The sequence below is a fragment of the Xenorhabdus sp. PB61.4 genome, from assembly GCF_963894935.1.
Lineage (GTDB): Bacteria > Pseudomonadota > Gammaproteobacteria > Enterobacterales > Enterobacteriaceae > Xenorhabdus > Xenorhabdus stockiae.
The window spans coordinates 33678-56620 of the sequence record NZ_CAWQJR010000068.1; the positions used below are offsets into that span (position 1 = coordinate 33678).

Consider the following 22943-nt stretch of genomic DNA (forward strand, 5'->3'; position numbering starts at 1 on the left):
AGTCTCCTTCTTTTGAAGGAGGCTTTTTGTTTATCGGAGGAAAGATTTTCTCATTGAATCTCAGTAAAACAGGTTCGTGGGAATAGGCTCGCAGGTAATAAATTTCTAGTAACAGGAAGTGCATAATGTCAGCAAGGTTGAACAAAAATGTATGGTGGCCACGTTCTGTCCTGAAATGGTTTACGGTGGGGCTGAGCTTGTCTTTTACCGGTTATTTGATTGTGTTGATGTACGCACAAGGGGAGTACCTGTTTGCGATTTTGATACTGGTATTACTGGGTAGTGGTGTTTATGTTTTCGCTAATAGTAAGTCTTATGCCTGGCGTTATACCTACCCGGGTATTGCCGCAATGTTATTGTTTGTTCTGTTCCCGCTTATTTGTACCATTACGATTGCTTTTACAAACTATAGCAGTACCAACCAACTCACCCTTGAGCGAGCTCAGGCTGTATTGATGAGTAGACACTATCAGACAGGCCAGTCATTTAATTTCAAACTTTACCCTCAGGATCAACAGTGGATTTTGGTATTAAATGCCGCTGATAGTTCGAATGTATTGGTATCAGAGCCTTTTTCTTTATCTGATAAAGAAAAAATCATTCTGCCATTATATGAGCAGGTAACCCGCTTTAATCATGACGCTGCCACATTGCGTACCATTACGCAGAACCGGCAGGCATTAGGGCAAATCACAGTAATTCTGCCAGATAACAGTAGATTGAGCATGAGCTCTTTGCGGCAGTTTTCCGGTATACATTCCCTTTATACTCTGGAGAAAGATAGTCACACCCTGATTGATAATCAGACAGGTGTAAAATATCGCCCGAATATGGAAACGGGTTTTTACCAATCCATTGATGCAAAAGGGGAATGGGGCGATGGGACGTTGAGTCCCGGGTTTACGGTTTCCATTGGCTGGAAAAATTTCCTGCGGGTTATTCAGGATGAAGGGATTCAAAAACCTTTTCTCTCCATTTTTGTCTGGACGGTGCTCTTTTCTCTGTTAACGGTAATATTGACTGTGGCACTGGGTATGATTCTGGCTTGCATTGTGCAGTGGGAAGCGCTTAAGGGCAGGGCTATTTACCGTGTATTGCTTATCTTACCGTATGCCGTACCTTCCTTTATTTCTATCCTGATTTTTAAAGGATTATTTAACCAGAGCTTTGGTGAGGTGAATCTACTGCTCAATGGTCTATTTGGTTTGAAACCGGACTGGTTTACTGACCCGACTCTGGCCAGAACCATGCTGATTATTGTTAATACATGGCTGGGCTATCCCTACATGATGATCCTTTGTATGGGGCTGCTGAAAGCGATTCCTGATGATCTGTATGAAGCCTCAGCGATGGATGGTGCTGGGCCGCTACAGAATTTCTTCTATATCACTTTTCCTTTGTTAATTAAGCCTCTGACGCCATTGATGATTGCCAGCTTTGCTTTTAATTTCAATAATTTCGTTCTCATTCAACTACTTACCAACGGCAGGCCGGACCATATTGGGACAACGACACCAGCGGGTTATACCGATCTATTAGTCAGCTATACCTATCGTATTGCTTTTGAGGGTGATGGAGGACAGGACTTTGGATTAGCAGCGGCGATAGCAACGCTAATCTTCTTGTTGGTGGGAGCTTTGGCAATCATTAATCTGAAAACGACACGAATTAAATTTGATTAAGGAGGTAGTGGCATGGCGATGGTCCAATCTAGATCACAGCGGTGGCGAATATGGGCAACGCATATATTCATGCTGATTTTTATCGCCTCGATTTTATTTCCATTACTCATGGTCATTGCTATCTCTTTACGACCGGGGAATTTCGCGACGGGAAGTTTGATCCCTGAGTCGATTTCCTGGGAACACTGGAAATTGGCGCTGGGTTATAGTGTTGAATCCTCTGATGGGCGCATTACTCCTCCTCCGTTCCCGGTAATACTGTGGTTATGGAACTCTGTAAAAGTCGCATTAATTACTGCGACTGGCATTGTTGCGCTGTCAACAACGTGTGCCTATGCTTTTGCTCGCATGCGTTTTCGTGGCAAAAACACTTTATTGAAAGGCATGCTGATTTTTCAAATGTTTCCCGCTGTTTTGTCGTTGGTGGCCCTGTATGCCTTGTTTGATCGTTTGGGGGAATATATTCCTTTTCTCGGTCTGAATACCCACGGTGGTGTGATTTTTGCCTATCTAGGGGGGATTGCGCTACATGTGTGGACAATAAAAGGTTATTTTGAAACGTTAGATCGTTCTTTAGAAGAGGCGGCCATGCTGGATGGTGCTACATCATGGCAGGTTTTTCGTTTGATACTGTTGCCGCTTTCTGTCCCGATATTAGCGGTGGTATTTATCCTGTCTTTTATTGGTGCGATTACTGAAGTACCAGTCGCTTCGCTATTGTTAAGGGATGTGGATAATTACACATTAGCTGTGGGCATGCAGCAATATCTTCACCCACAAAATTACCTCTGGGGTGACTTTGCCGCCGCTGCTGTACTTTCTGCTATACCTATTACAGTAGTTTTCTTACTTGCCCAGCGCTGGTTAGTTGGAGGATTGACAGCCGGTGGTGTGAAGGGGTGACGGTCTGTTCGAAATTCATCAAAGAGTAAAAGTAAAGCAAAACTTCGTACCTGTATAAAGGGTACGAAGTTCAATATTTTTTGCCTGTCGTTATGGCACTCTTCTTCTGTGTTTATCTATTGTTTCCAATAAATTATTTATGTCTGTATTTTTGAACATGTCTTCCAATGTGACGGTTAATTTACGTCTCCAATTAGGATATTCCATGGTTGTGCCCGGGACATTGACAGGATTTTCCATACCCAGCCAGTCCTCAGGTTGTAAGCCCAACAAGGCACTGGTACAGCTGGCGAGATAATAGTGTATTCCTTGATTAACGGACGTTGGTACCTGTGATGAAGATGTCTTTGGCTGCAATGGGGTTAGTGTGTTTGCTATATTTTCTGATTCAGAGAGATAACCATGATGATTTAAACTCTGTAATAGCTTTTGCTTACAATGTTCGCGTTCATTATATAACTCAGTGAGTAATGCCTTATCAGAATATAACCCAATTGATTCACCCAGTTTCAGATCACCACTTTGCCAAAACCCACCTAATGTCGGTAAATCATGGGTAGTGATAGTTGCCATGGCCTGTGTCTGATATTTCTCAGGTGGTTTAAATTCACCTTGCCCGTCGCGCTCGAAATAAAAAACCTTATAAGAATAGATACCACGGTCACGTAATTTTCCAACAATCTCTTCTGGTACTATTCCTAAATCTTCGCCTATCACCATGCAACAATGACGCTGGCTTTCCAATGCCAGTATCGCCAGTAAATCATCAACAGGATAATGGACATAAACACCTTGAGCTGCGGTTTCTCCCTGAGGGATCCACCAAAGCCTGAGCAGTGCCATAACATGATCAATGCGTAATGCCCCACAGTGCCGCATATTACTACGCAGTAATTGAATAAAAGGCTGATAATTCTGAGCCTGTAATATATGAGGATTCATTGGAGGAAGCCCCCAATTTTGCCCTAGTGGTCCCATGATATCAGGCGGCGCACCAATAGATGCTTCCATACAATAGAGTTCCCGGTTACCCCAGGTTTCTGAACCACCTTGCGCCACGCCAACAGCCAGATCACGATAAATACCAATCGGCATAGCATGGTTCTTACTTTCACGTAAACAATCAGCCAGTTGCCTGTCTGCAATCCATTGTAACCAAAGAAAGAACTCCACTTCTTGTGGGTGAGAGTGACAAAACTTCAGTACAGTATCACTATCTGGGTCGCGGTATTTTTCAGGCCAGATGGGCCAACCCCAATAGGTGTGACTTTCACTGTATAGTTTGTAATGTAGAGCATCATAGACAGCCTGAGAGTACAGACTTTTACCGCCTTGATTAATGAATTGACGGAATGAGAGATATAGGGGATCGGTATCATTTCGAGTATTGAATTGTTGATAAGCCAAACGTAATGCTGTCATTTTTAGTGCCATCACACCCGAATAATCAACCCATTCTGTTTGGCGGACACTCTGAATTCTGCTTTGGGTTTCCGGCATCAGCCACCACTTTTGAGCGTTGGCACTGGATTGGAAATCTTCTACCTGACTGACATCAATATAAATGATATTCAACCAGTGACGGGATGAGGGGCTATAAGGGCTGGCGTTTTCAGGCATGGCAGGATACATCGCATGGAGTGGATTCAGGCCAATAAAAGCGCCGCCGCGTTGTGCCAGTTCCCGTAACATTTTTTTTAGATCGCCAAAATCACCCATTCCCCAGTTAGTTTCGGAACGCAGGGTATAAAGCTGGATGCAGGCTCCCCACAATTTGCTGCCTTTTATCAGTGATTCTGGTTCGTAACAGCGTTCCGGAGCGATAATGATCTGCATAACATGGCGTTGTACCGCGTCTTTGGGGCCTGATGAGGGGACTAAACTTAGCGTGTGATAACCCAGAGGCAAAGAGGCTGGCAGTGTCAGTTGATATTGGCAATTTCCGCGCAGGCTTGTTCCTTGTTCTGTCTGTATTTGCCACTGATATTGGGCCGAGGTATTCAGCGTAAAAGTGAATGACTGGCCAATAATTAATACCTTAACTGTGGGTAAGGCTGAAACTGATGGATCAGAAACCGGCCTTTTGACCGGTCTATTTTCCCCCATGGCTTGCAGGATTTTATGCCTTATCTGAGCAGGAATAGCCTGTGGTTTGCCATAGGCATTTATATATTCAGTGGCAATGCCAGCTTCTGTTGCTAAATCCTCAAGGCTTTTGTTTTCCATTATGATCCTCTATTTAACCTGCCAGATACGTTGTTGATAATCCTGAATAGTTCTGTCGGAACTGAATGTTCCCATACGGGCAGTATTAAGGATCGTACTTTGTGTCCAAGACGGGATATTACGGTAGAGTTCATCAATCTGCTGATGTGCGGCACAGTAAGCAGCAAAGTCAGCTAATACTAAATAAGGGTCACCACCATCAATCAGGCTGTGTAGCATTAAATCAAATGCCTGTTTATCTCCGTGACTGAACTCACCGCTGGCGAGGGAATCCAGTATTTGTTGTAATTGCTTATTTTGTTGGAGAATGCTTTTGGGGTCATAGCCCTCTCTCAGTAAAGTTTTTGCTTCTTCTACTGTATGTCCGAAGATAAAAATGTTGTCGCTGCCAACCTGTTCGGCAATCTCGACATTTGCACCATCCAGAGTCCCAATAGTCAGTGCTCCGTTCAAGGCAAGTTTCATGTTACCAGTACCGGAGGCTTCTTTTCCTGCTGTGGAGATTTGTTCTGAGACATCGGCAGCCGGGATCATCAATTCAGCTTTTGAAACATTGTAATCAGGAATAAAGGCGATTTTTATACGACCCTGTACCATTGGATCATGGTTGATCTTTTCGGCTGCGTGGTTGATAGCTGAAATAATATTTTTTGCCAGATAGTAGCCGGGAGCCGCTTTAGCACCAAACAGGAAAACACGCGGGTAAATATCCAGTGCCGGATTTTCCTGAATCTGTCGATAAAGTGAGAGGATATGCAGGAGGTTCAAATGCTGGCGTTTGTACTCATGCAGCCGTTTGATCTGTACGTCGAAAATGGCATGAGGGTCTAGCTTAAGCCCCATTGTTTTATTGATGTAGTTGGAAAGGCGGATTTTATTGTTCTGTTTGACAGTGCGATAAGCCTCACGAAAAGCAGTATCAGCAGCGTAGGGTTCGAGTCTTTTTAGTTCAGTAATATCACTGAGCCATTCATGGCCTAATGTCTGATCAATCAGTGAAGAGAGTGCTGGATTACACTGTTTTAACCAGCGACGTGGTGTAACGCCATTGGTAACGTTATGGAATTTTTGAGGCCACAATTGGTGATATTCAGGGAAGAGATCCGTCACAATTAAAGATGAATGTAATGCGGCAACACCGTTAATCGCAAAGCAGGCTACAACACAAAGATTAGCCATTCTCACCTGATTATCATGGATGACTGCCAGTTTTTCCCATATTTGTTGGTTACCCGGCCAGTTTTGTTCTACCGTTTTACGAAAACGATTGTTTATTTCCTGAATAATACGATGGTGACGTGGCAGTAATTCTTTGATGAGATGTTCATCCCAACGTTCCAAACCTTCCGGTAACAGGGTGTGGTTAGTATAAGCGAAGGTTTGCCCGGTAATGCTCCATGCAGTATCCCAATCTAGTTGGTGATCATCAATCAGCAGGCGCATCATTTCAGGAATAGCGATTGTAGGGTGGGTATCATTGAGCTGTATTACTTCGTATTGTGGCAGTTCCTGTATTTTCCGACCAGCCAGCTGGTGACGGCGCAGAATATCAGCCACAGCACAGGCACACTGAAAATATTGCTGCATCAGGCGGAGGCGTTTTCCAGCCCGATGGTTATCATTCGGATAAAGAACTTTGGTCAGGCTGGTGGCTTCTATGCCCTGCTGTTCCGCATGAAGGAACTGCCCATCATTGAACAGTGATAAATCAAAGGGATTATCATATGTTGCTTGCCATAGGCGCAGCGGTTGTATAACACCATTATTATAACCAACGACAGGCAGATCCCATGCTTCCCCGGTCAGGGTAAAAGCCGGTCGCCAGATTTCACTGCCGTCGGTTGTTGTGACCATTTCACCGCCGAAACTAACATCAACGTTCAGTTGTATATTGCGGTAAAACCATGGATAGGTATTGCGCTCCCAGTCATCCGGAGTCTCAATTTGTAACCCTTGCTCGAAGGATTGCCGGAACAGCCCATACTGATAATTAAGTCCGTATCCGATTGCCGGTTGATTAATGGTCGCCATTGAATCAAGAAAACAAGCAGCCAGCCGTCCTAAACCGCCATTGCCCAAGGCAGGATCAGTTTCTTCTTCCAGCACATCACTTAATACCACGCCATATTCGGCTAAATACGCCTGAACATCATCATACCAGCCAAGATTCAGCAAGTTGTTACCCGTTAAACGACCTATCAGGAACTCCATTGAAATGTAGTTTACATGCCGTTGCTTGCCTTTTGAGCCATCGGTCGGCGGAAGATTATCAATTTGCTGCTGATGGCTTTGGCGATAAGCAGGCAGTAATTCCAAAAGAGTGGCACTGATCGTTTGCCACCACTGATGTGTTGTTACTCCCTGTGCTAAATCAAGGCCAAAGCGCTGCAACTGCCGGGTCAGCGCTGCCTGGAATTCGGCTTTATCAAGTTGGGGCTTTTTCATGGCGTCTTCATCCTGTCACTGAATAAGGAAAATATGGAGATTATTGAGTCTGATATGCTGAAGGTTCAGTGAACAAGAAACATCATCCTGTCAGGATATTCGCGGGGATGAGTATCAGGGCGTAGCTATTTTTTCGTGCGTTTTCGCAATTTATTCAGGAAAAAGAAACGTTTCAGTTAAAGAATGTGACAGGGTGCAACTTAACACAATCTAATCAATCAACTTAATTGCAAATGGCGCACGTTTCTCTAAATTTGGGTGTTTATTTATGAATGTTACTGATTTGTATTTCTCAATAACATGACAACAAGGTTACAGGGATCAGTTCTACTCATTGCTTGTGAGGGGAGGAAATCAATGCTTATCCCATCGAAACTCAGTCGCCCCCTTCGCCTCAATCATATGGTCATGCGTGAGCGCCTGTTAGCGCAGCTCAATGAAGCACAGAATTATCGTTTGGTATTGGCAACCAGCCCGGCAGGGTATGGTAAAACTACGCTGATGTCACAATGGGCGGCAGGGCAGGGTAATCTGGGGTGGTATTCTCTGGATGATAGTGATAACCAGCCGGAGCGTTTTGCCAGTTATCTGATTGCTGCGATTCAACAGGCCACACAGGGGCATTGTGTCAAAAGTGAGGTTCTGGCGCAGAAACACCAGTATGCCAGTTTATCGGCGCTGTTCGCACAGTTGTTTATTGAATTGAATGAATGGAAACAGTCGTTGTTTCTGGTGATCGATGATTATCACCTGATAGTAAATAATCTTATCCATGAAGCCATGCGTTTTTTTCTTCGTCATCAGCCGGAGAATCTCACACTGATTATTCTTTCCCGTCAATTACCGTCTCTGGGGGTCGCTAACTTACGGGTGCGTGAGCAATTACTGGAGTTTGACAGCCAGCAGTTAGCATTTAACTATCAGGAGGCTCAGCAATTTTTTGATAAACGATTGCCCAGCCCATTGGATGCGGATAATTGCAGGCAGTTATGTCATGACGTGGCCGGTTGGGCAACAGCGTTGCAGTTGATTGCTCTGTCTGCCCGTCAGGCCGGTAATACAGCAGAAATATCGGCAAAACGCCTCTCAGGCATTAATGCTGGCCATTTGTCCGATTATTTGGTGGATGAAGTTTTAAACCGTGTTGATCAGGAAACGCGGGAATTTTTATTGCGCAGTTCTATCCTGCGTTCAATGAATGATGGGTTAATTGTTTGTCTGACGGGCATGGAGAATGGTCAGCAACGCCTTGAGGATATTGAGCGTCAGGGGTTATTTATCCAGCGCATGGATGATTTCGGAGAATGGTTTTGTTTTCATCCCTTGTTCGCATCATTTCTTCGGCAGCGTTGTCATTGGGAAATGGCTGCTGACCTGCCGAAGCTGCATAGTATGGCGGCAGAAGGCTGGTTGATGCAGGGGTATCCGGGAGAAGCTATTCATCATGCTTTGGCAGCAGGGGATACGAAGTTATTGTGTGATATTTTGCTGCAATATGCGTGGGAATTGTTCAACCAGAGTCAACTGTCGCTGCTGGAAGAGTGCATGAATGCGTTGCCCTATGAGCAGCTTTTGGAAAACCCGCGTCTGGTGCTGTTACAGGCATGGCTGGCGCAGAGTCAGCATCGTCATTATGAGGTGAATGCGTTACTGAATCAGGCAGAGCAATCGTTGAAGCAAAAACAGATAACGATTGAAGCTGAACTATTGGGGGAATTTGATGCATTACGTGCTCAGGTTGCGATTAATGATGGCCGACCGGATGATGCCGATTTGCTGGCTGAAAAAGCACTGGCTGCTCTGCTGCCTGATAATGAATATGGCCGTATTGTCGCGATGTCAGTGAAAGGGGAAGTGTTGCACTGTAAGGGGGCGTTGTCTCAGGCATTAGCATTGATGAAGCAGACGGAACAGTTGGCCCGCCGCTGTCATGTCTACCACTATGCTTTATGGGCATTGCTACAGCAAAGTGAAATTTTACTGGCACAGGGGTATTTACAGGGAGCGTATGAAACCCAAAAACACGCTTTTGATCTGGTTCGCGAACAACATATGGAACAGCTACCGATGCATGAGTTTCTGTTGCGTATTCGCTCCCAGTTGCTGTGGTGTTGGGCGCGTATTGATGAATCAGAGGAAGCTGCCCGGCGTGGTCTGGAGGTACTGTCTAACTTTCAGCCTCAGCAACAATTGCAATGTCTGTCTCAACTAGCGAAATGTTCGTTAATCCGGGGAGATATTGATAATGCCCGCCGCCATTTAACCCGTTGTGAAAATTTGTTGAGTAATGGGCATTATCATCGGGACTGGAGAACGAATACGGATAAATTGCGGATCATTATCTGGCAGCATCTGGAAGATAATATTTCAGTGGCTCAATGGCTGGCTCAGGCTGAAAAACCTGAAAGTTTCAGTAATCACTTCAATCAGAATCAGTGGCGTAATATTGCCCGTGCTCAGATACTGCTTGGTCAGTATGAAGAGGCAGAAAGTATTTTAAACATGCTGAGCCAGTATGCGGTAAAACTGGAGTTGGTCAGTGATTTAAACCGCAATTTGTTGTTGTGCAATTTGCTTTACTGGCAGCTTGGCCGCAAGGCTGAAGCGCAACAGGTGCTGATAGAAGCGCTGAAATTGGCTAATCGCACGGGGTTTATCAGTCACTTTGTGCTTGAGGGCGAGTTGATGGCCCTGCAATTACGCCAGCTTATCCAGCTCAATATCCTGCCTGATTTTGAACAACACCGGGCACAGCGTATTCTGCGTGAAATTAATCGTCAGCATCGGCATAAATTTGCGCATTTTGATGAAACATTTGTTAAACAGCTTCTTACTCATCCCGATGTACCTGAACTTATCCGTAATAGTCCATTAACCCAACGTGAATGGCAGGTATTAGGGTTAATTTATTCTGGTTACAGCAATGAACAAATTGCGACTGAACTGGAAGTGGCTGCGACAACCATTAAGACACATATCCGCAATCTATATCAGAAAATGGGTATTACTCATCGTCAGGAAGCGATTCAACAGGCGCAGAATTTAATGAAAATGATGGGATTAGGTGTTCAGTAAAATTTTTTCTAAGGTGATATTTTCGGTAATTTCATTAATAAATATGAATTGGAAAGGTTATAACTTAAAAATATAAGATAATTTTTAAAAAATACTGAATGTATTTTATTCTTTTTTGTGATCACTATTAAGTTTTAAATAGGATTACACCTATTTCGTGTAGTTGGTGGATTCTTCATTGTTTAATATAACTAATAATAGTGAGTCATTATGGAAAATAACTATCACCCAGCAGAGAATTCTCTTGAAGGTATGCTTTCCCGTTATATCGGTCACGGTCCTTATTTAATCATTGATGGGGAAAAACATATTGATGCGGCATCGGGCACATTTAATTTGCCACTTGGTTACACTAACCACCGGCTTGCCGAAAAATTAAAGCAACAAATTGATAGATGCACACATTTGAGTTCGGCGTATACCCGGGAAATGTCCCAGTATATTTTAACTAAGTTGGTTAAATACACACCTAAAGGCATAGATCGCATGTGGTTACGCGATGTTTCCGGCTCTGGTGCGGTTGAATGTGCAATTCGTATTGCTCAAAAGGCGACGGGACGTTCTGGCATCGTCTCTTTCTTTCTTGCGCATCACGGTCAATCGCTTGCAACGGCGCAGGTTTCCGGTAATGCGTTCAGGCTTAAAAATTTTCATATCAATATTGAAGGCTCCATAAAAATCCCCGCTCCGGTCAGTGTGATGGCTGAATCTCAGGAGGAAACCACACAATATATCGATTTGGAACAGTTCATTCAGTTGGGCTCAAGCGACAATATTGCATGTCTGATTATTGAACCGATTCAGGGGAACGGTGGGAATATTGTTTTTCCGGTGGAGTTCTATCGTAAAATCAGGGAAATCTGCCATCAGCACGGCATCATTATCATTGCCGATGAAGTTCAGACAGGGTTCGGGCGTACGGGCGCTTTCTTTGCTTCGACGGGTTATGCCAAAGAGCTGGAGCCAGATATTATCGTTTTTGCCAAAGGTGCTGGTGGCATTGGCATTCCAACCGGTGGTGTGCTGATGCGCAGTTCACTGGATGTGCTGGAATCATTTGAGCATTCCAGTACTTCCGGTGCTAATCCGTTGTCTTTGGTCGCTCTTAACGAAATCATCGATATTATTGAAGATGAACATATTTTAGATAATGTCATCCAGAACGAAACTTTTCTGCGTGATGGTTTGCTGGATTTGCAGCATAAATATTCTGAAATTACGGGTGTTAGGGGCGTTGGCTATATGTTTGGTTTTGATACGCCAACACCTGAATTTGCAGCACAGGCAATCGCGACAGCCTCCCGTCATAAACTGATCTTGCGGGGATCCCGTTATGGTAAGGGACGAGCGCTTAAGGTACGTCCTCCTTTAATTTGTACACAGGAACACTTAGCTGAAATTCTCCATAAGCTGGATCTGACTTTTGCTGATCTGACCGCTTCTGTACAGCACCAGCAGGAGGTGGCATAAATGAAAGCGCTTAAATTTAATCAGTCATGGGATATTGAAGTCCAACATGTTGCACCACTCTCCTGCATTGAACCTGATGATGTGGTGGTTGATATCGCAGTCTGTGGGATATGCGGAACTGATGTAGGCATTATCACCGGGTTTTATCCTGTAGCAGTACCGGGGACGACGTTGGGTCATGAAACTACAGGTATTGTTGCGCAGGTTGGCAGTGGTGTGACCTGCTTTCAGGCTGGTGATCGCGTTGTCATTAACCCAACATATTCTTGTGGACATTGCAGAATGTGCCTGACCGGCAGCCCGAATCACTGTGAAAAGAAATTGGGAACAGAAGCCGGTGTCTCCTATGACGGTGCGTTTGCTGAGCAATATCTGGCAAAAGAGAGCTCGCTGATTAAGCTAGAGCCTCATGTCAGCATGGAAGCGGCTTCATTAACCGAGCCGTTAAGCTGCACACTGACAGGCGTGGATAAACTGGGGATCACCCATACTAATATTCGTGCTGTGGTCGCTGGTGCGGGGCCTATGGGGATGCTGTACCTTTGGGCATTGCATGAACGGGGAGTTAACGCGTTCATCATTGAGAAAAACCCGTATCGTATGCAGTTTGCCAGCCAGAATTTACCTGTGGGATGCCGGTTATATGCTGATTTTGACGAAGCACTGATACAGGAATTCGGAGATAAATCTACATTGATAGACTTATGTGTAGATACTACCGGGCAACTGACTGAGTATATTTTCGACCACTTGGCACCCGGTGGTAAGTTGCTGAATGTAGCTTTGAAAGATAAACATGCCAGTCTCGATATCTTAAAAATCGCAGATAAAAGCCTTTCTGTTATTGGTTCGATTGATTCCCTGAACAACAGTTTTGAACGGGCTTACGTCATGATCCGTGATGGGGTGATCCCTGTAGATCGTCTGGTCAGTCAGGTTTTTGATTTTGACGATTACCAGCAGGCATTTCTTACTGTCGGATGTGATATTGCAGCTAAACAGCAAGTGCCACTCAGTACCCCAAACTGTAAGGTATTGATCCGTTTGTCTGATCTTAAATAATGGAAGATGAATGATGGAAAAATTCAATATCATTTTTGATATCGATGGGGTCATTGTTGATAGTGAGCAGTTGCATTTTGATGTGCTGCGTGAGCTGGCACCTGATCACACGCACGAGATTCGGCCTCAGCAGTTGATAGGCTTGAGTCTGGCGCAAACATTGAGTTCTATTGGTGTTCCGTTACAGGCACAGAAAAGTATTACCGACAGGATTATATCGACTTATCAGGATAAATTATCTCCGCACTACCTACGGTCAGGTGTTACTGACCTGATATCAGCCTTACAGCAAAATGAGATTGTTTTTGGATTCGTTTCGACTGCCCCACGAGAAGTGTGTTTGCTCAATCTTGGGTTGTTGAATCTAAGGGAAGAGCCAGCGTTGATTTCTGGTGACGATGTTAAACAAACCAAACCTTTTCCTGATCCTTATCTGGCGATGCTGAAATTGAAAGCTATGGATGTCAGGCAGACGCTGGTGATTGAAGATACTGATTTGGGTATTTTGGCGGCAAAACAAGCCGGTATTCCTTGGATATATGCCTGGCCTCATGCTTTGTCAGGAGCAGAAAAATATGAACAGTCCACAGGGGTCATTAGAGAGCTGGTGGATATTCCCCAAATATTCGGTTTACTCAATGAATATTAAGCTAATGTAATTACCGGGATAAATAATGCAGATGCCCTTTCCAAGAATTTGGGAGGGGGCATATCTGAGTAAATATCGTTTTTTTATAAGAGAAATATGTTAGGTGACATAGATTGATGGAGTAAGCGGATGTCTGAAGAGTATGCAGTATCTTTGATAAAACAGCCTGTTATGGCGACAAGGTTCTCGTTTTTTATTGCAGGTTTCAGTATGGCGAGTTGGGCTCCGTTGATTCCCTTGGTCAAGGAGCGACTATCACTTGATGATGGTGCAATGGGATTACTGATGCTGGCATTTGGTATCGGCTCTTTCATCATGATGCCCATCGCAGGGATGTTGTCTGCGCGGGTTGGTTGCCGGAAGGTTTTTATTCTCTTCACGTTACTGGCAATTTTAATGTTGCCGGGACTGAGTATTTTGCCAACTCCCCTGACTCTGGCTTGTGTGCTGTTTCTGTTCGGAGCTGGTATTGGGGCGATGGATGTTTCGGCCAATATTCATGCGGTTAATATTGAGAAAAGAGTACAGCAGCCGGTGATGTCCGGTTTTCATGCCTTGTTCAGTCTGGGAGGAATTGCGGGGGCAGGTTCGGTGAGTTTGCTGTTGTTGATGGGAATATCCCCATTTTTGGTCATGATCGCGGTGACATTATTCACTATTTTGTTATTGCTTCCGGTATGGAATGGATTATTGGATGAGGCAGAAGCCGGGGATACCCCATTTTTTTCTGTACCCCGTGGTATTGTGATCCTGATTGGTTTTCTCTGTTTTGTGGTTTATCTGATGGAAGGCTCAATGCTGGACTGGAGCGGGATCTTATTAAGCAGTGTGCATAATATGGCGAGTCATCAGGCGGGGCTGGGTTATACCCTATTTGCTATAACGATGACATCTGGCCGATTTTTCGGAGACAAAATCATTGCTGCGTATGGTTATCGAAGGGTTTTTCTGGGAAGTGCTATTTTGGCGACTTCAGGATTTGTGCTGATTTATCTGGCATCCGGTGTAATTACATTAGCGGTGGCATTTATGATGATTGGTGCCGGCTTATCCAATCTGGCGCCAATGTTTTTTACCGCATCGGGGCGACAAAAAGTCATGCCTGATGCTCTGGCTGTTTCCGCCGTTTCTACGATGGGTTATTCAGGTATTTTGCTTGGGCCTGCGATTATTGGTGGTCTTGCTCACCAAATAACATTACATGGTGCTTTTGCCTGTATTGCCATGCTGTCACTTTCATTACTAGCGGGGTATCGGTTGATTACTCCTGAGCGTAAGTAAATAGTGTCGAGCATAAATAACATCGACGGCAAATCACACAGGAGATATTGATGAATTTATTGCACTGTCATTGGATTAATGAGCCTGCTTCATGGCAGCGTCAGGATAATGCACTGAGCGTGGTAACCGATAATAAAACCGATTTTTGGCGTGATACATGGTATGGCTTTCAGCGCCACAGTGGTCATATTTTCGGCTGCTATGTTGACGATTTACTTATTAAAGAAGGGTTCATGTTTCAGCTCTGTATTGAAGGGCGTTTTGAGCAGTTATACGATCAGGCAGGCGTTATGTTGCTGGTGGATGAACACCATTGGCTGAAAGCCGGTATTGAATATGCCGATGGTAATGCAACAATCGGCAGTGTATTAACCGCACCTTATTCTGACTGGGCGATGGGGATTTTTTCGGGTAACTCTGAAAAATTCTGGTTGCGGCTGACCTATCAGGAAGGTGCTATCCGGCTGCAATATTCCACCGACGGTAAGCAGTGGCCTCTGTTGCGGTTATCTCCTTTTGCTATCAACCAACATAATGGCCAACGAGTGTTTGTTGGTGCGATGTGTTGTTCACCAGAGCGAGAAGGATTACAGGTGAAGTTCTCTGAATTCAAACTGATGACAGCCTTGAACAAGCCTTTGCATGATTTGAGTTAGTATAATGGCTGCAATCCGGTCAGATGAAATGCTTTTATGATGGATTAATACCCGAATATAGAAAGTAAAATAAAGGTATTACGGAAAAGGAGATGCAAATGGAAGATTTGTTGGAGTTTTTCGCGGCACTACTGGAGTGTATTTATCACATCATAAAATGCATATTTACATTTTTAAAATGGATAATGGAAAATATCTTTAATTTTTTTATGGTTATCGGGGTTTTATTCTGTATTGTCATTGCGGGAAGTATCGTTAAATTTATTTTTTATAGTAGCTTCTTGGTATTGGTTTTATCAGCCTGTAAATACCGAAGAAGAATAAAAAGATATCTGAATGAAAAAGGTCTCTTTAAATAAGTGTTGAGGCGATGATCTATCCCTCATCCAATGTGCAATGTGCAATGTGCAATGTGCAATGTGGATGAGGGACGTAAGCTTATTTTTTATCCCTGCCTTCCCAAATAACTATCCCAATCTTTCCAGACGGGCTGTAAGCCCGATCTGACCAGCGCTTCGGCCACCTGTTGCACAGAGCGGTGGTCATTCGGAGAAAATTGCTCCAGTTCGTGATGATCACTTTCGACATAACCACCCGGCTGGGTCTTAGAACCAGCACTGACACTGTTTATCGCCAGAGGTACAACATGATCGCGGAAATAAGGTGATTCACGGGTAGAGAGAGAAAGCTCAACATCCGGTGCCAGCAGGCGGAATGCACAGATCAGTTGTACCAGTTCTGCATCATTCATCAGGGATGCGGGTTCAATCCCGCCAGCACAGGGACGCAGGCGTGGAAAGGAGATGGAATAACGGCTTTTCCAGAACTGTTTTTGCAGGAAAAACAGATGATCTGCCACCATATAGCAATCAGTTCGCCAGTGAGGTGATAAACCGATTAATGCCCCCAGACCAATTTTATCAATGCCTGCCCGTCCTAGCCGTTCAGGGGTTTCCAGTCGCCAGTGAAAATCCTGTTTTTTTCCCCTGAGATGGTGTAACTGATAACTCGGTTCGTGGTAGGTTTCCTGATAGACCAGTACAGCATCTAATCCCAGTGTTTTCAGTTCGGCATATTCCTCTTGTGCCAATGGCTGAACTTCCATTGTGACTGAACTGAAATAACGGTGTATTAAGGGAAGGTAATGGCGAAAATAATCCATTCCGACTTTTTTCTGATGCTCTCCTGTTACCAGCAGGATATGCTCAAACCCCAGTTTTTTCAGGGTCTGACATTCAGCCTCGACCTCCTGTTCATTGAGCGTTTTACGTTTAATGTGGTTACTCATGGAAAAACCACAATAGGTACAGTCATTGGCGCACAGATTGGAAAGGTAAAGTGGGATATAAAATCCCACGGTATTACCGAATCGCTGACGGGTTAATTGCTGTGCCCGCCTAGCCAGTGGTTCAAGGTAGGGAAGGGCTGCGGGTGAGAGCAGAGCCATAAAATCATTCAGTGTCAGGCGCTCATTATTTAGAGCGTGCTCAACATCATGGCGGGTTTTACTATTGATGCTCAGCGTGATGTCATCCCAGTCCAACTGTTGCCAGCGATGGCGGAAAGTCTGTTCGGCCACGGTATTGCTGTTCATAAAGCCTCCAGAAAATCGGTCAGTGGGCTGGAGGCTTCTGCATGGGATTTCTGGCTTGCCACTCCTGCCTGATGAGCTAGTCCGCCTGCCTCAATGGCGGTTTTGAATGCCTGCGCCATTTTGACCGGATTACGGGCAACAGCGATTGCAGTATTGACCAAGACAGCATCAGCTCCCATTTCAATGGCTGCCAGTGCATGGCTTGGAGCACCAATACCGGCATCGACAACTACAGGAACATTGGACTGCTCAATGATAATTTGCAGAAAATCCCGGGTGAGTAAGCCCTTGTTTGAACCAATAGGCGCTCCCAATGGCATGACAGCGGCACATCCCACTTCTTCCAGACGGCGGCACAGAACCGGATCTGCGCCACAGTAAGGCAGAACCACAAAACCTTCCCTGACTAATTGTTCCGCTCCTTTCAGGGTTTCTATCGGATCAGGTAACAGATATTTCACGTCAGGGTGGATTTCCAGCTTGACCCAGTTAGTGCCCAGTGCCTCCCGCGCAAGGCGGGCAGCAAAAACCGCCTCTTCTGCGGTTTTTGCGCCGGAAGTATTTGGCAGGAGTTTAACCCCCAGCTCCTGCAAGGGGGTGAGAATGCCATCATCTTTGCCATGCAGGTCAATCCGTTTCATCGCCATTGTGACTAACTGGCTACCGGAGGCGCGAATGGCTTCAATCATCAGCCCGGCATTGGCAAATTTTCCTGTGCCTGTAAACAGACGGGAATGAAAGGTGGTATCAGCAATTTTTAACATGGTTAACCTCCGGCATTAGCCCCCTGCAATGGCCTGAAACAGCAGGATATTATCCCCGTCACTGAGCTGGTGGGTATGCCATTCTGAGCGGGGGATGATGGTCTGGTTAATAGCCAGTGCAGTACCTGACTGGGTACGTTGCATATGTTCCAGTAACTGCTGAACTGTCATGGGATTATCTGTCGGCGTATCCAGTGTGATCGTCTGATCGTTGACAATAATGTTCATACGATTTCTGTTCCTGAAACGGTTTTATCTGTACCCGCAGTTTTATCAATGATGGGGCGCGTTCCGCATACCGGACATTGTGGTGAGGGTGTCAGCTGTAACGTACTCCAGTTCTGTTTTCTGCCATCAAACAGTCGCAGTTTTCCATTCAGATAAGAAGGGAGACCCGCCAGCATTTTAATAGCTTCCAGCGCCTGTAACGTCCCAATCACACCGACCACCGGCCCTAAAACACCCGCAGTGCGGCAGTTACGCTGTGGTTCTTCCTGATCGGGATAGAGGCAGGCATAACAGCCATGCTGGTAAGGCGGTTCGAATACCATAAGCTGACCACTGAAACCAACGGCGCTGCCGCTGATAAGCGGTTTACCGGTTTCGATACAGGCGGCGTTAATAGCATGGCGGGTTGCCATGTTATCGCTACAATCCAGTATCAGATCGACCTGCCGGACGAGGTTTGTCAGTGATTTTTTATCCAGTCGTTCATTAATGACGGTTGTATTAACCAATGGGTTCAGATCAGACAGTTTTTGTGCCGCCAGAGCGGCTTTACCTGCGGGAATATCAGCGGTGCGATAGAGGATCTGACGTTGCAGATTTGAGACATGTAATTTGTCATCATCGGCAAGATAAAGATGCCCTACTCCTGCTGCTGCGAGGTAGAGTGCGGCGGGGGAGCCTAATCCCCCCATCCCTACGATTAACACCTTGCCGTTTTTTAATTTTTCCTGTCCGTCCGGGCCGATATCTTCCAGTAATAATTGACGGCTGTATCGCATAAATTCCTGATCGTTCAACATAAGCGCCTCCGATCATTTTCTTCAACGTTTTTGTCAGGTGTCCCTTCAACTAAATGAAGCAATCTGGCTGTTGCCTGTTGCCAGTCTTTTGCTTTGGTGATGGCACTGACCAGCGCTACACCACCGACACCGGTCGCGACCACATCAGGGACTCGTTCCAGTGAAATACCGCCGATAGCCACTGTCGGGAATTCAGGTGTGATTTCTACCTGATGTTTCAGGGCGATTAAACCCTGTGGCGTTGAGGGCATTTCTTTGGTTGTGGTCGGGAAAATATGCCCCAGTGCAATGTAGGATGGACGCAAGGCTTTTGCCCGCGCCAGTTCCTGCTCGTCATGGGTGGAGATCCCCAGCCGAAGCCCGGCCTGTCGGATGGCATTGAGATCAGCAATATCTAAATCCTCCTGCCCCAGATGAACACCATAAGCACGGTGTTTGATTGCCAGACGCCAGTAGTCGTTGATAAACAGGCGTGCGTTGTATTGCTTCCCTAATGCAATTGCCTGCCGGATATCATGCTCTACCTGATCTTCGGGCAGATCTTTAATACGCAGTTGCAGCGTTCTGACACCGGCTTCCAGTAACCGCTCAATCCATCTCAGTGAGTCCACCACGGGATATAACCCCAACCGGTGTTCGGTTGGCGCAAAGGAGGCTGTTTCAGGGCAAACGGTTTCAGATAAAATTGCTTCAGACTGATTTGACATCGTTGATATCCTCAGCCCGGTGATACAGTTCGCTGCCATGAGTCCGAAATTCTTCGGACATCTGTTCCATACCTGATTGTTGTTCCAGTTTTGCGGCGTAGTCCCGCACATCCTGTGTAATTTTCATTGAGCAGAATTTCGGCCCGCACATGGAGCAGAAATGGGCAACTTTACCGGATTCCTGTGGCAACGTTTCATCGTGATAAGCGCGGGCGGTGTCAGGATCAAGGGCCAGATTAAACTGGTCTTCCCAGCGGAATTCAAAACGCGCTTTTGACATAGCGTTATCGCGGATTTGAGCACCGGGATGGCCTTTCGCTAAATCTGCTGCATGAGCTGCGATTTTGTATGTGATGAGCCCTTGTTTCACATCTTCTTTGTTTGGCAGGCCAAGGTGCTCTTTAGGTGTGACGTAGCAGAGCATGGCGCAACCGAACCAGCCAATCATGGCCGCACCAATGCCGGAGGTGAAATGGTCATAACCCGGTGCGATATCGGTTGTCAGTGGCCCTAATGTGTAGAAAGGCGCTTCGTGGCAGTGTTCCAGCTCTTCCGTCATATTGCGGCGGATTAACTGCATCGGAATATGTCCCGGCCCTTCGATCATCACCTGAACATCATATTCCCAGGCGATTTTGGTCAGTTCACCCAGTGTATGCAGTTCGGAAAACTGTGCTTCATCATTGGCATCCTGAATGGAGCCGGGACGTAAGCCGTCTCCCAGAGAAAGGGAAACATCGTAGGCGGCACAGATTTCACAAATTTCACGGAAATGGGTATAGAGGAAGTTTTCCTGATGGTGGGAGAGACACCATTTCGCCATAATGGAGCCCCCACGGGAAACAATGCCAGTCAGTCGTTTGGCGGTCATCGGGACATAGCGCAGCAACACGCCGGCATGAATAGTAAAATAATCGACTCCCTGTTCCGCCTGTTCCAGTAACGTATCACGGAACATTTCCCACGTCAGGTTTTCTGCAATGCCATTGACTTTTTCCAGCGCCTGATAGATGGGGACTGTACCGATTGGCACCGGGCTATTACGCAGTATCCATTCACGGGTTTCGTGGATATAGCGTCCGGTGGAAAGATCCATCACGGTATCCGCGCCCCAGCGGGTAGACCAGATTAGCTTTTCGACTTCTTCTTCAATGGAAGAGGTCACGGAAGAATTACCGATATTGGCATTCACTTTCACCAGAAAGTTACGCCCGATAATCATCGGTTCGGATTCTGGATGGTTAATGTTGGCAGGAATAATCGCCCGACCCGCAGCGACTTCCTGACGAACAAATTCCGGCGTAATGTTTTCCGGTAAGTTTGCCCCGAAACTTTGCCCCGGATGCTGCTGGAGAAGTACATCACTGCGGATACGTTCCCGCCCCATATTTTCCCGCAGAGCGATAAATTCCATCTCCGGCGTGATAATGCCTTTACGAGCGTAGTGTAACTGGGTAACGCGTTCGCCTGCTTTTGCTTTCAAAGGGTGGGGACGATGGTGAAAACGCAGATGATCCAGCCCGGCATCCGCTAGGCGCTGTTGGGTAAAATCAGCGCTGAGAGTTGTGACAGGCTCTGTGTCATTGCGCTCTTCAATCCACGGCTGGCGGATTTTCTGCAAACCTGCGTGCACGTCCAGCACGGCTTCAGGGTCGCCATAAGGGCCGGAAGTATCATAAACAGGTACGGGTTCATTTTCCTCAAATTGAGGCTCTTCTTTTGTCCCGCCAATCAGCGTAGGAGATACCTGAATTTCACGCATAGGAACCTGAATATCCTCGCGTGAACCTTCCAGATAGATACGGCGTGAATTGGGGAAAGTGACACCCTGAATTGAATTGATGAATTCCTGTGCAGCATCCCGTTGGGCCTTACGTGGACGTGCCGGATGGGTTTTAGGGGAGATATCCGTTGTAGGGATAATATCTGCACTGGAAGTGACGGTATCATTAGTAATAGCATTAGACATAGCAAATTCCTGACTGTGTGATCGCCTGTAATCAGGCTTAAGTTGAGAAAATTGCTTGTCTGGAGCTCGCAGGGAGTAATGATGATTGCTGAACGGTGTTATCTGGCAGAAGATCTGTACAGAAGCAATAAAGCATATCAGCAGAGGGATTACTCTTGTTCCCTTCGCGGGTATTAGCCCGATCAGGTTCTGCGGATCCCGAATAAACGGTCTCAGCCTGTGTCCACCGTGATATACGCTGAACGCTAGGCACTCCGACAAGAAAACACCCCAGAGTATAAAGGGGATTATGGAAACTGCAACCGGAAAACTGAGCCTTTTGTATTGGCCCGATGTCAGGTATTAACTCTGTGGCGCTAATGCCCAGTTCAATTGCTTCCAACCATGTTTTTCTGCTGCTGACTGCAATTTCATATCCGGATTCACGGTAAATACTTCACTGGCAAAGAAACACATCGGTAAGTCGTTTGCTGAGTCTGTGTAAAAAGAGATATGTTGTGGCGATAAGTTTTGTTCTGCCAGCCATTGCTGTAAGCGGGTAACTTTCCCTTCTCGGAAGGTCGGAATACCCTGAATATCGCCGGTATAACAGCCATCTTTCATGACCATATCAATCCCCATTGCGGTATTTACGCCAAATGCAGTCGCGATTTTTTTCACCACGAAAGAAACAGTAGCAGAAATGATAATGACAGGAATATTTTGCTGGCGGTAAATATCTAATTGTGTTTTCGCTGCGGGATAGAAGAGAGGCTTGATTGTTGTTTCCACAAAATCTGTCAGCCAGATATCAACTTGTTCATGGGGTATTTGGTAGAGGGCCTGTAAACTGACTGACAGGTATTCCTGCATGTTCAGTTTCCCCGCACTGTAATCCGATATCATTTTCTGGTCTGCTTCTATAAAGTGGGGGTCAGTAATGATCTGCTTTTCCCATAAATAATTCGTCCAGAGTAGACTGGAATCCCCACGGATCAGGGTGTCGTCCAGATCAAATATGGCAATTTGCTGTGACATAGTCGCTATTCCTCAAACCCAAAATCGATAGGGTTGGTTGGCTGAAAGAAAATCAAGCATTTAGTGAACATCCAGAAACGTCGTTAATATAACAGATTGCAGGCAGAATACGATAAAGAGGGTGGATTGTAAGCGAATGGCGGGCTTACTCTGCTGAGTTTCTTTCCTGACTATCATGTAAGTAGGTGTGATATTTTATCAAAAAATATATTACGCATTTTATATTTAATATATACATTAATGGTTTTAAAAAATAGCCATATTGACTGTGTTAAAAATGCGCGATAAAGTTATTTTAATTTGGATTTTCCGTGAAATACGTTATCACGAGTAACGTATCGTTATGTAATTACTTGCCCATAATAAAAGTTTAACAATTTACCAGTGAAATGGTGTTTTAAAAAATAGAAATATT

The 22943-nt window shown here is 45.5% G+C and carries 17 protein-coding genes and 1 riboswitch; of the genes, 8 read left to right on the forward strand and 9 right to left on the reverse strand.

What is annotated here, in order from left to right; translation table 11 throughout:
* Nucleotides 1-125 precede the first annotated feature (125 nt).
* Nucleotides 126-1682, forward strand: coding sequence for a maltose ABC transporter permease MalF (gene malF, locus AACX68_RS05025; RefSeq protein ID WP_228858485.1), 1557 nt, complete (start codon nucleotides 126-128; stop codon nucleotides 1680-1682).
* Nucleotides 1683-1694: 12 nt separating this feature from the next.
* Nucleotides 1695-2585 (forward strand): maltose ABC transporter permease MalG, encoded by an 891-nt coding sequence (gene malG, locus AACX68_RS05030; RefSeq protein WP_099109259.1) that lies wholly within the window; start codon nucleotides 1695-1697, stop codon nucleotides 2583-2585.
* Nucleotides 2586-2675: 90 nt separating this feature from the next.
* Here the strand turns inward: malG and malQ are convergent, their stop codons facing one another.
* Both malQ and malP read right to left on the reverse strand, forming a co-directional pair.
* The gene (gene malQ / locus AACX68_RS05035) at nucleotides 2676-4811 is read right to left on the reverse strand and encodes a 4-alpha-glucanotransferase (RefSeq protein WP_228858486.1); all 2136 of its coding nucleotides are present in this window, start codon (nucleotides 4809-4811) and stop codon (nucleotides 2676-2678) included.
* Between the two features lie 9 nt (nucleotides 4812-4820).
* Nucleotides 4821-7256 (reverse strand): maltodextrin phosphorylase, encoded by a 2436-nt coding sequence (gene malP / locus AACX68_RS05040; RefSeq protein ID WP_228858487.1) that lies wholly within the window; start codon nucleotides 7254-7256, stop codon nucleotides 4821-4823.
* 357 nt (nucleotides 7257-7613) lie between these two features.
* Between malP and malT the strand changes: the two genes are divergently transcribed.
* From malT to AACX68_RS05070, 6 genes are all read left to right on the forward strand, one after another.
* On the forward strand, nucleotides 7614-10331 hold the full coding sequence (malT, locus tag AACX68_RS05045) for an HTH-type transcriptional regulator MalT (RefSeq protein WP_228858488.1): 2718 nt from the start codon (nucleotides 7614-7616) through the stop codon (nucleotides 10329-10331).
* Nucleotides 10332-10541: 210 nt separating this feature from the next.
* Complete coding sequence (locus AACX68_RS05050; protein WP_228858489.1) at nucleotides 10542-11801, forward strand: class-III pyridoxal-phosphate-dependent aminotransferase; 1260 nt, start codon at nucleotides 10542-10544, stop codon at nucleotides 11799-11801.
* A complete protein-coding gene (locus tag AACX68_RS05055; RefSeq protein ID WP_228858490.1) occupies nucleotides 11802-12863 on the forward strand; it encodes a zinc-dependent alcohol dehydrogenase in 1062 nt (353 codons plus the stop codon).
* A gap of 13 nt (nucleotides 12864-12876) precedes the next feature.
* Entirely contained in the window at nucleotides 12877-13512 is a 636-nt protein-coding gene (locus AACX68_RS05060) for an HAD family hydrolase (RefSeq protein WP_228858500.1), read from the forward strand.
* 129 nt (nucleotides 13513-13641) lie between these two features.
* Nucleotides 13642-14793, forward strand: coding sequence for an MFS transporter (locus tag AACX68_RS05065; RefSeq protein WP_228858491.1), 1152 nt, complete (start codon nucleotides 13642-13644; stop codon nucleotides 14791-14793).
* Between the two features lie 50 nt (nucleotides 14794-14843).
* Entirely contained in the window at nucleotides 14844-15449 is a 606-nt protein-coding gene (locus AACX68_RS05070; protein ID WP_228858492.1) for a DUF1349 domain-containing protein, read from the forward strand.
* A gap of 445 nt (nucleotides 15450-15894) precedes the next feature.
* On the opposite strand, the gene thiH is transcribed toward AACX68_RS05070, so the two are convergent.
* From thiH to AACX68_RS05105, 7 genes are all read right to left on the reverse strand, one after another.
* Nucleotides 15895-17043, reverse strand: a complete 1149-nt coding sequence (gene thiH, locus AACX68_RS05075) for a 2-iminoacetate synthase ThiH (RefSeq protein WP_228858493.1) — start codon at nucleotides 17041-17043, stop codon at nucleotides 15895-15897.
* Complete coding sequence (locus AACX68_RS05080) at nucleotides 17040-17807, reverse strand: thiazole synthase (protein WP_228858494.1); 768 nt, start codon at nucleotides 17805-17807, stop codon at nucleotides 17040-17042. The genes thiH and AACX68_RS05080 overlap by 4 nt, the downstream gene beginning before the upstream one ends.
* Before the next feature lie 15 nt (nucleotides 17808-17822).
* Entirely contained in the window at nucleotides 17823-18035 is a 213-nt protein-coding gene (thiS, locus tag AACX68_RS05085; protein WP_228858495.1) for a sulfur carrier protein ThiS, read from the reverse strand.
* Nucleotides 18032-18835 (reverse strand): HesA/MoeB/ThiF family protein, encoded by an 804-nt coding sequence (locus AACX68_RS05090; RefSeq protein WP_228858496.1) that lies wholly within the window; start codon nucleotides 18833-18835, stop codon nucleotides 18032-18034. The genes thiS and AACX68_RS05090 overlap by 4 nt, the downstream gene beginning before the upstream one ends.
* Nucleotides 18829-19542 carry a thiamine phosphate synthase gene (gene thiE / locus AACX68_RS05095; RefSeq protein WP_228858497.1) on the reverse strand — a complete coding sequence of 238 codons (714 nt, stop codon included), beginning with the start codon at nucleotides 19540-19542 and terminating at the stop codon, nucleotides 18829-18831. The genes AACX68_RS05090 and thiE overlap by 7 nt, the downstream gene beginning before the upstream one ends.
* Complete coding sequence (gene thiC, locus AACX68_RS05100) at nucleotides 19526-21511, reverse strand: phosphomethylpyrimidine synthase ThiC (protein ID WP_228858498.1); 1986 nt, start codon at nucleotides 21509-21511, stop codon at nucleotides 19526-19528. Before thiC ends, thiE begins: the two co-directional genes overlap by 17 nt.
* A gap of 142 nt (nucleotides 21512-21653) precedes the next feature.
* A riboswitch (TPP riboswitch) is annotated at nucleotides 21654-21778 on the reverse strand.
* A gap of 75 nt (nucleotides 21779-21853) precedes the next feature.
* Nucleotides 21854-22528, reverse strand: a complete 675-nt coding sequence (locus tag AACX68_RS05105) for an HAD family hydrolase (RefSeq protein ID WP_228858499.1) — start codon at nucleotides 22526-22528, stop codon at nucleotides 21854-21856.
* Between the last annotated feature and the right edge of the window lie 415 nt (nucleotides 22529-22943).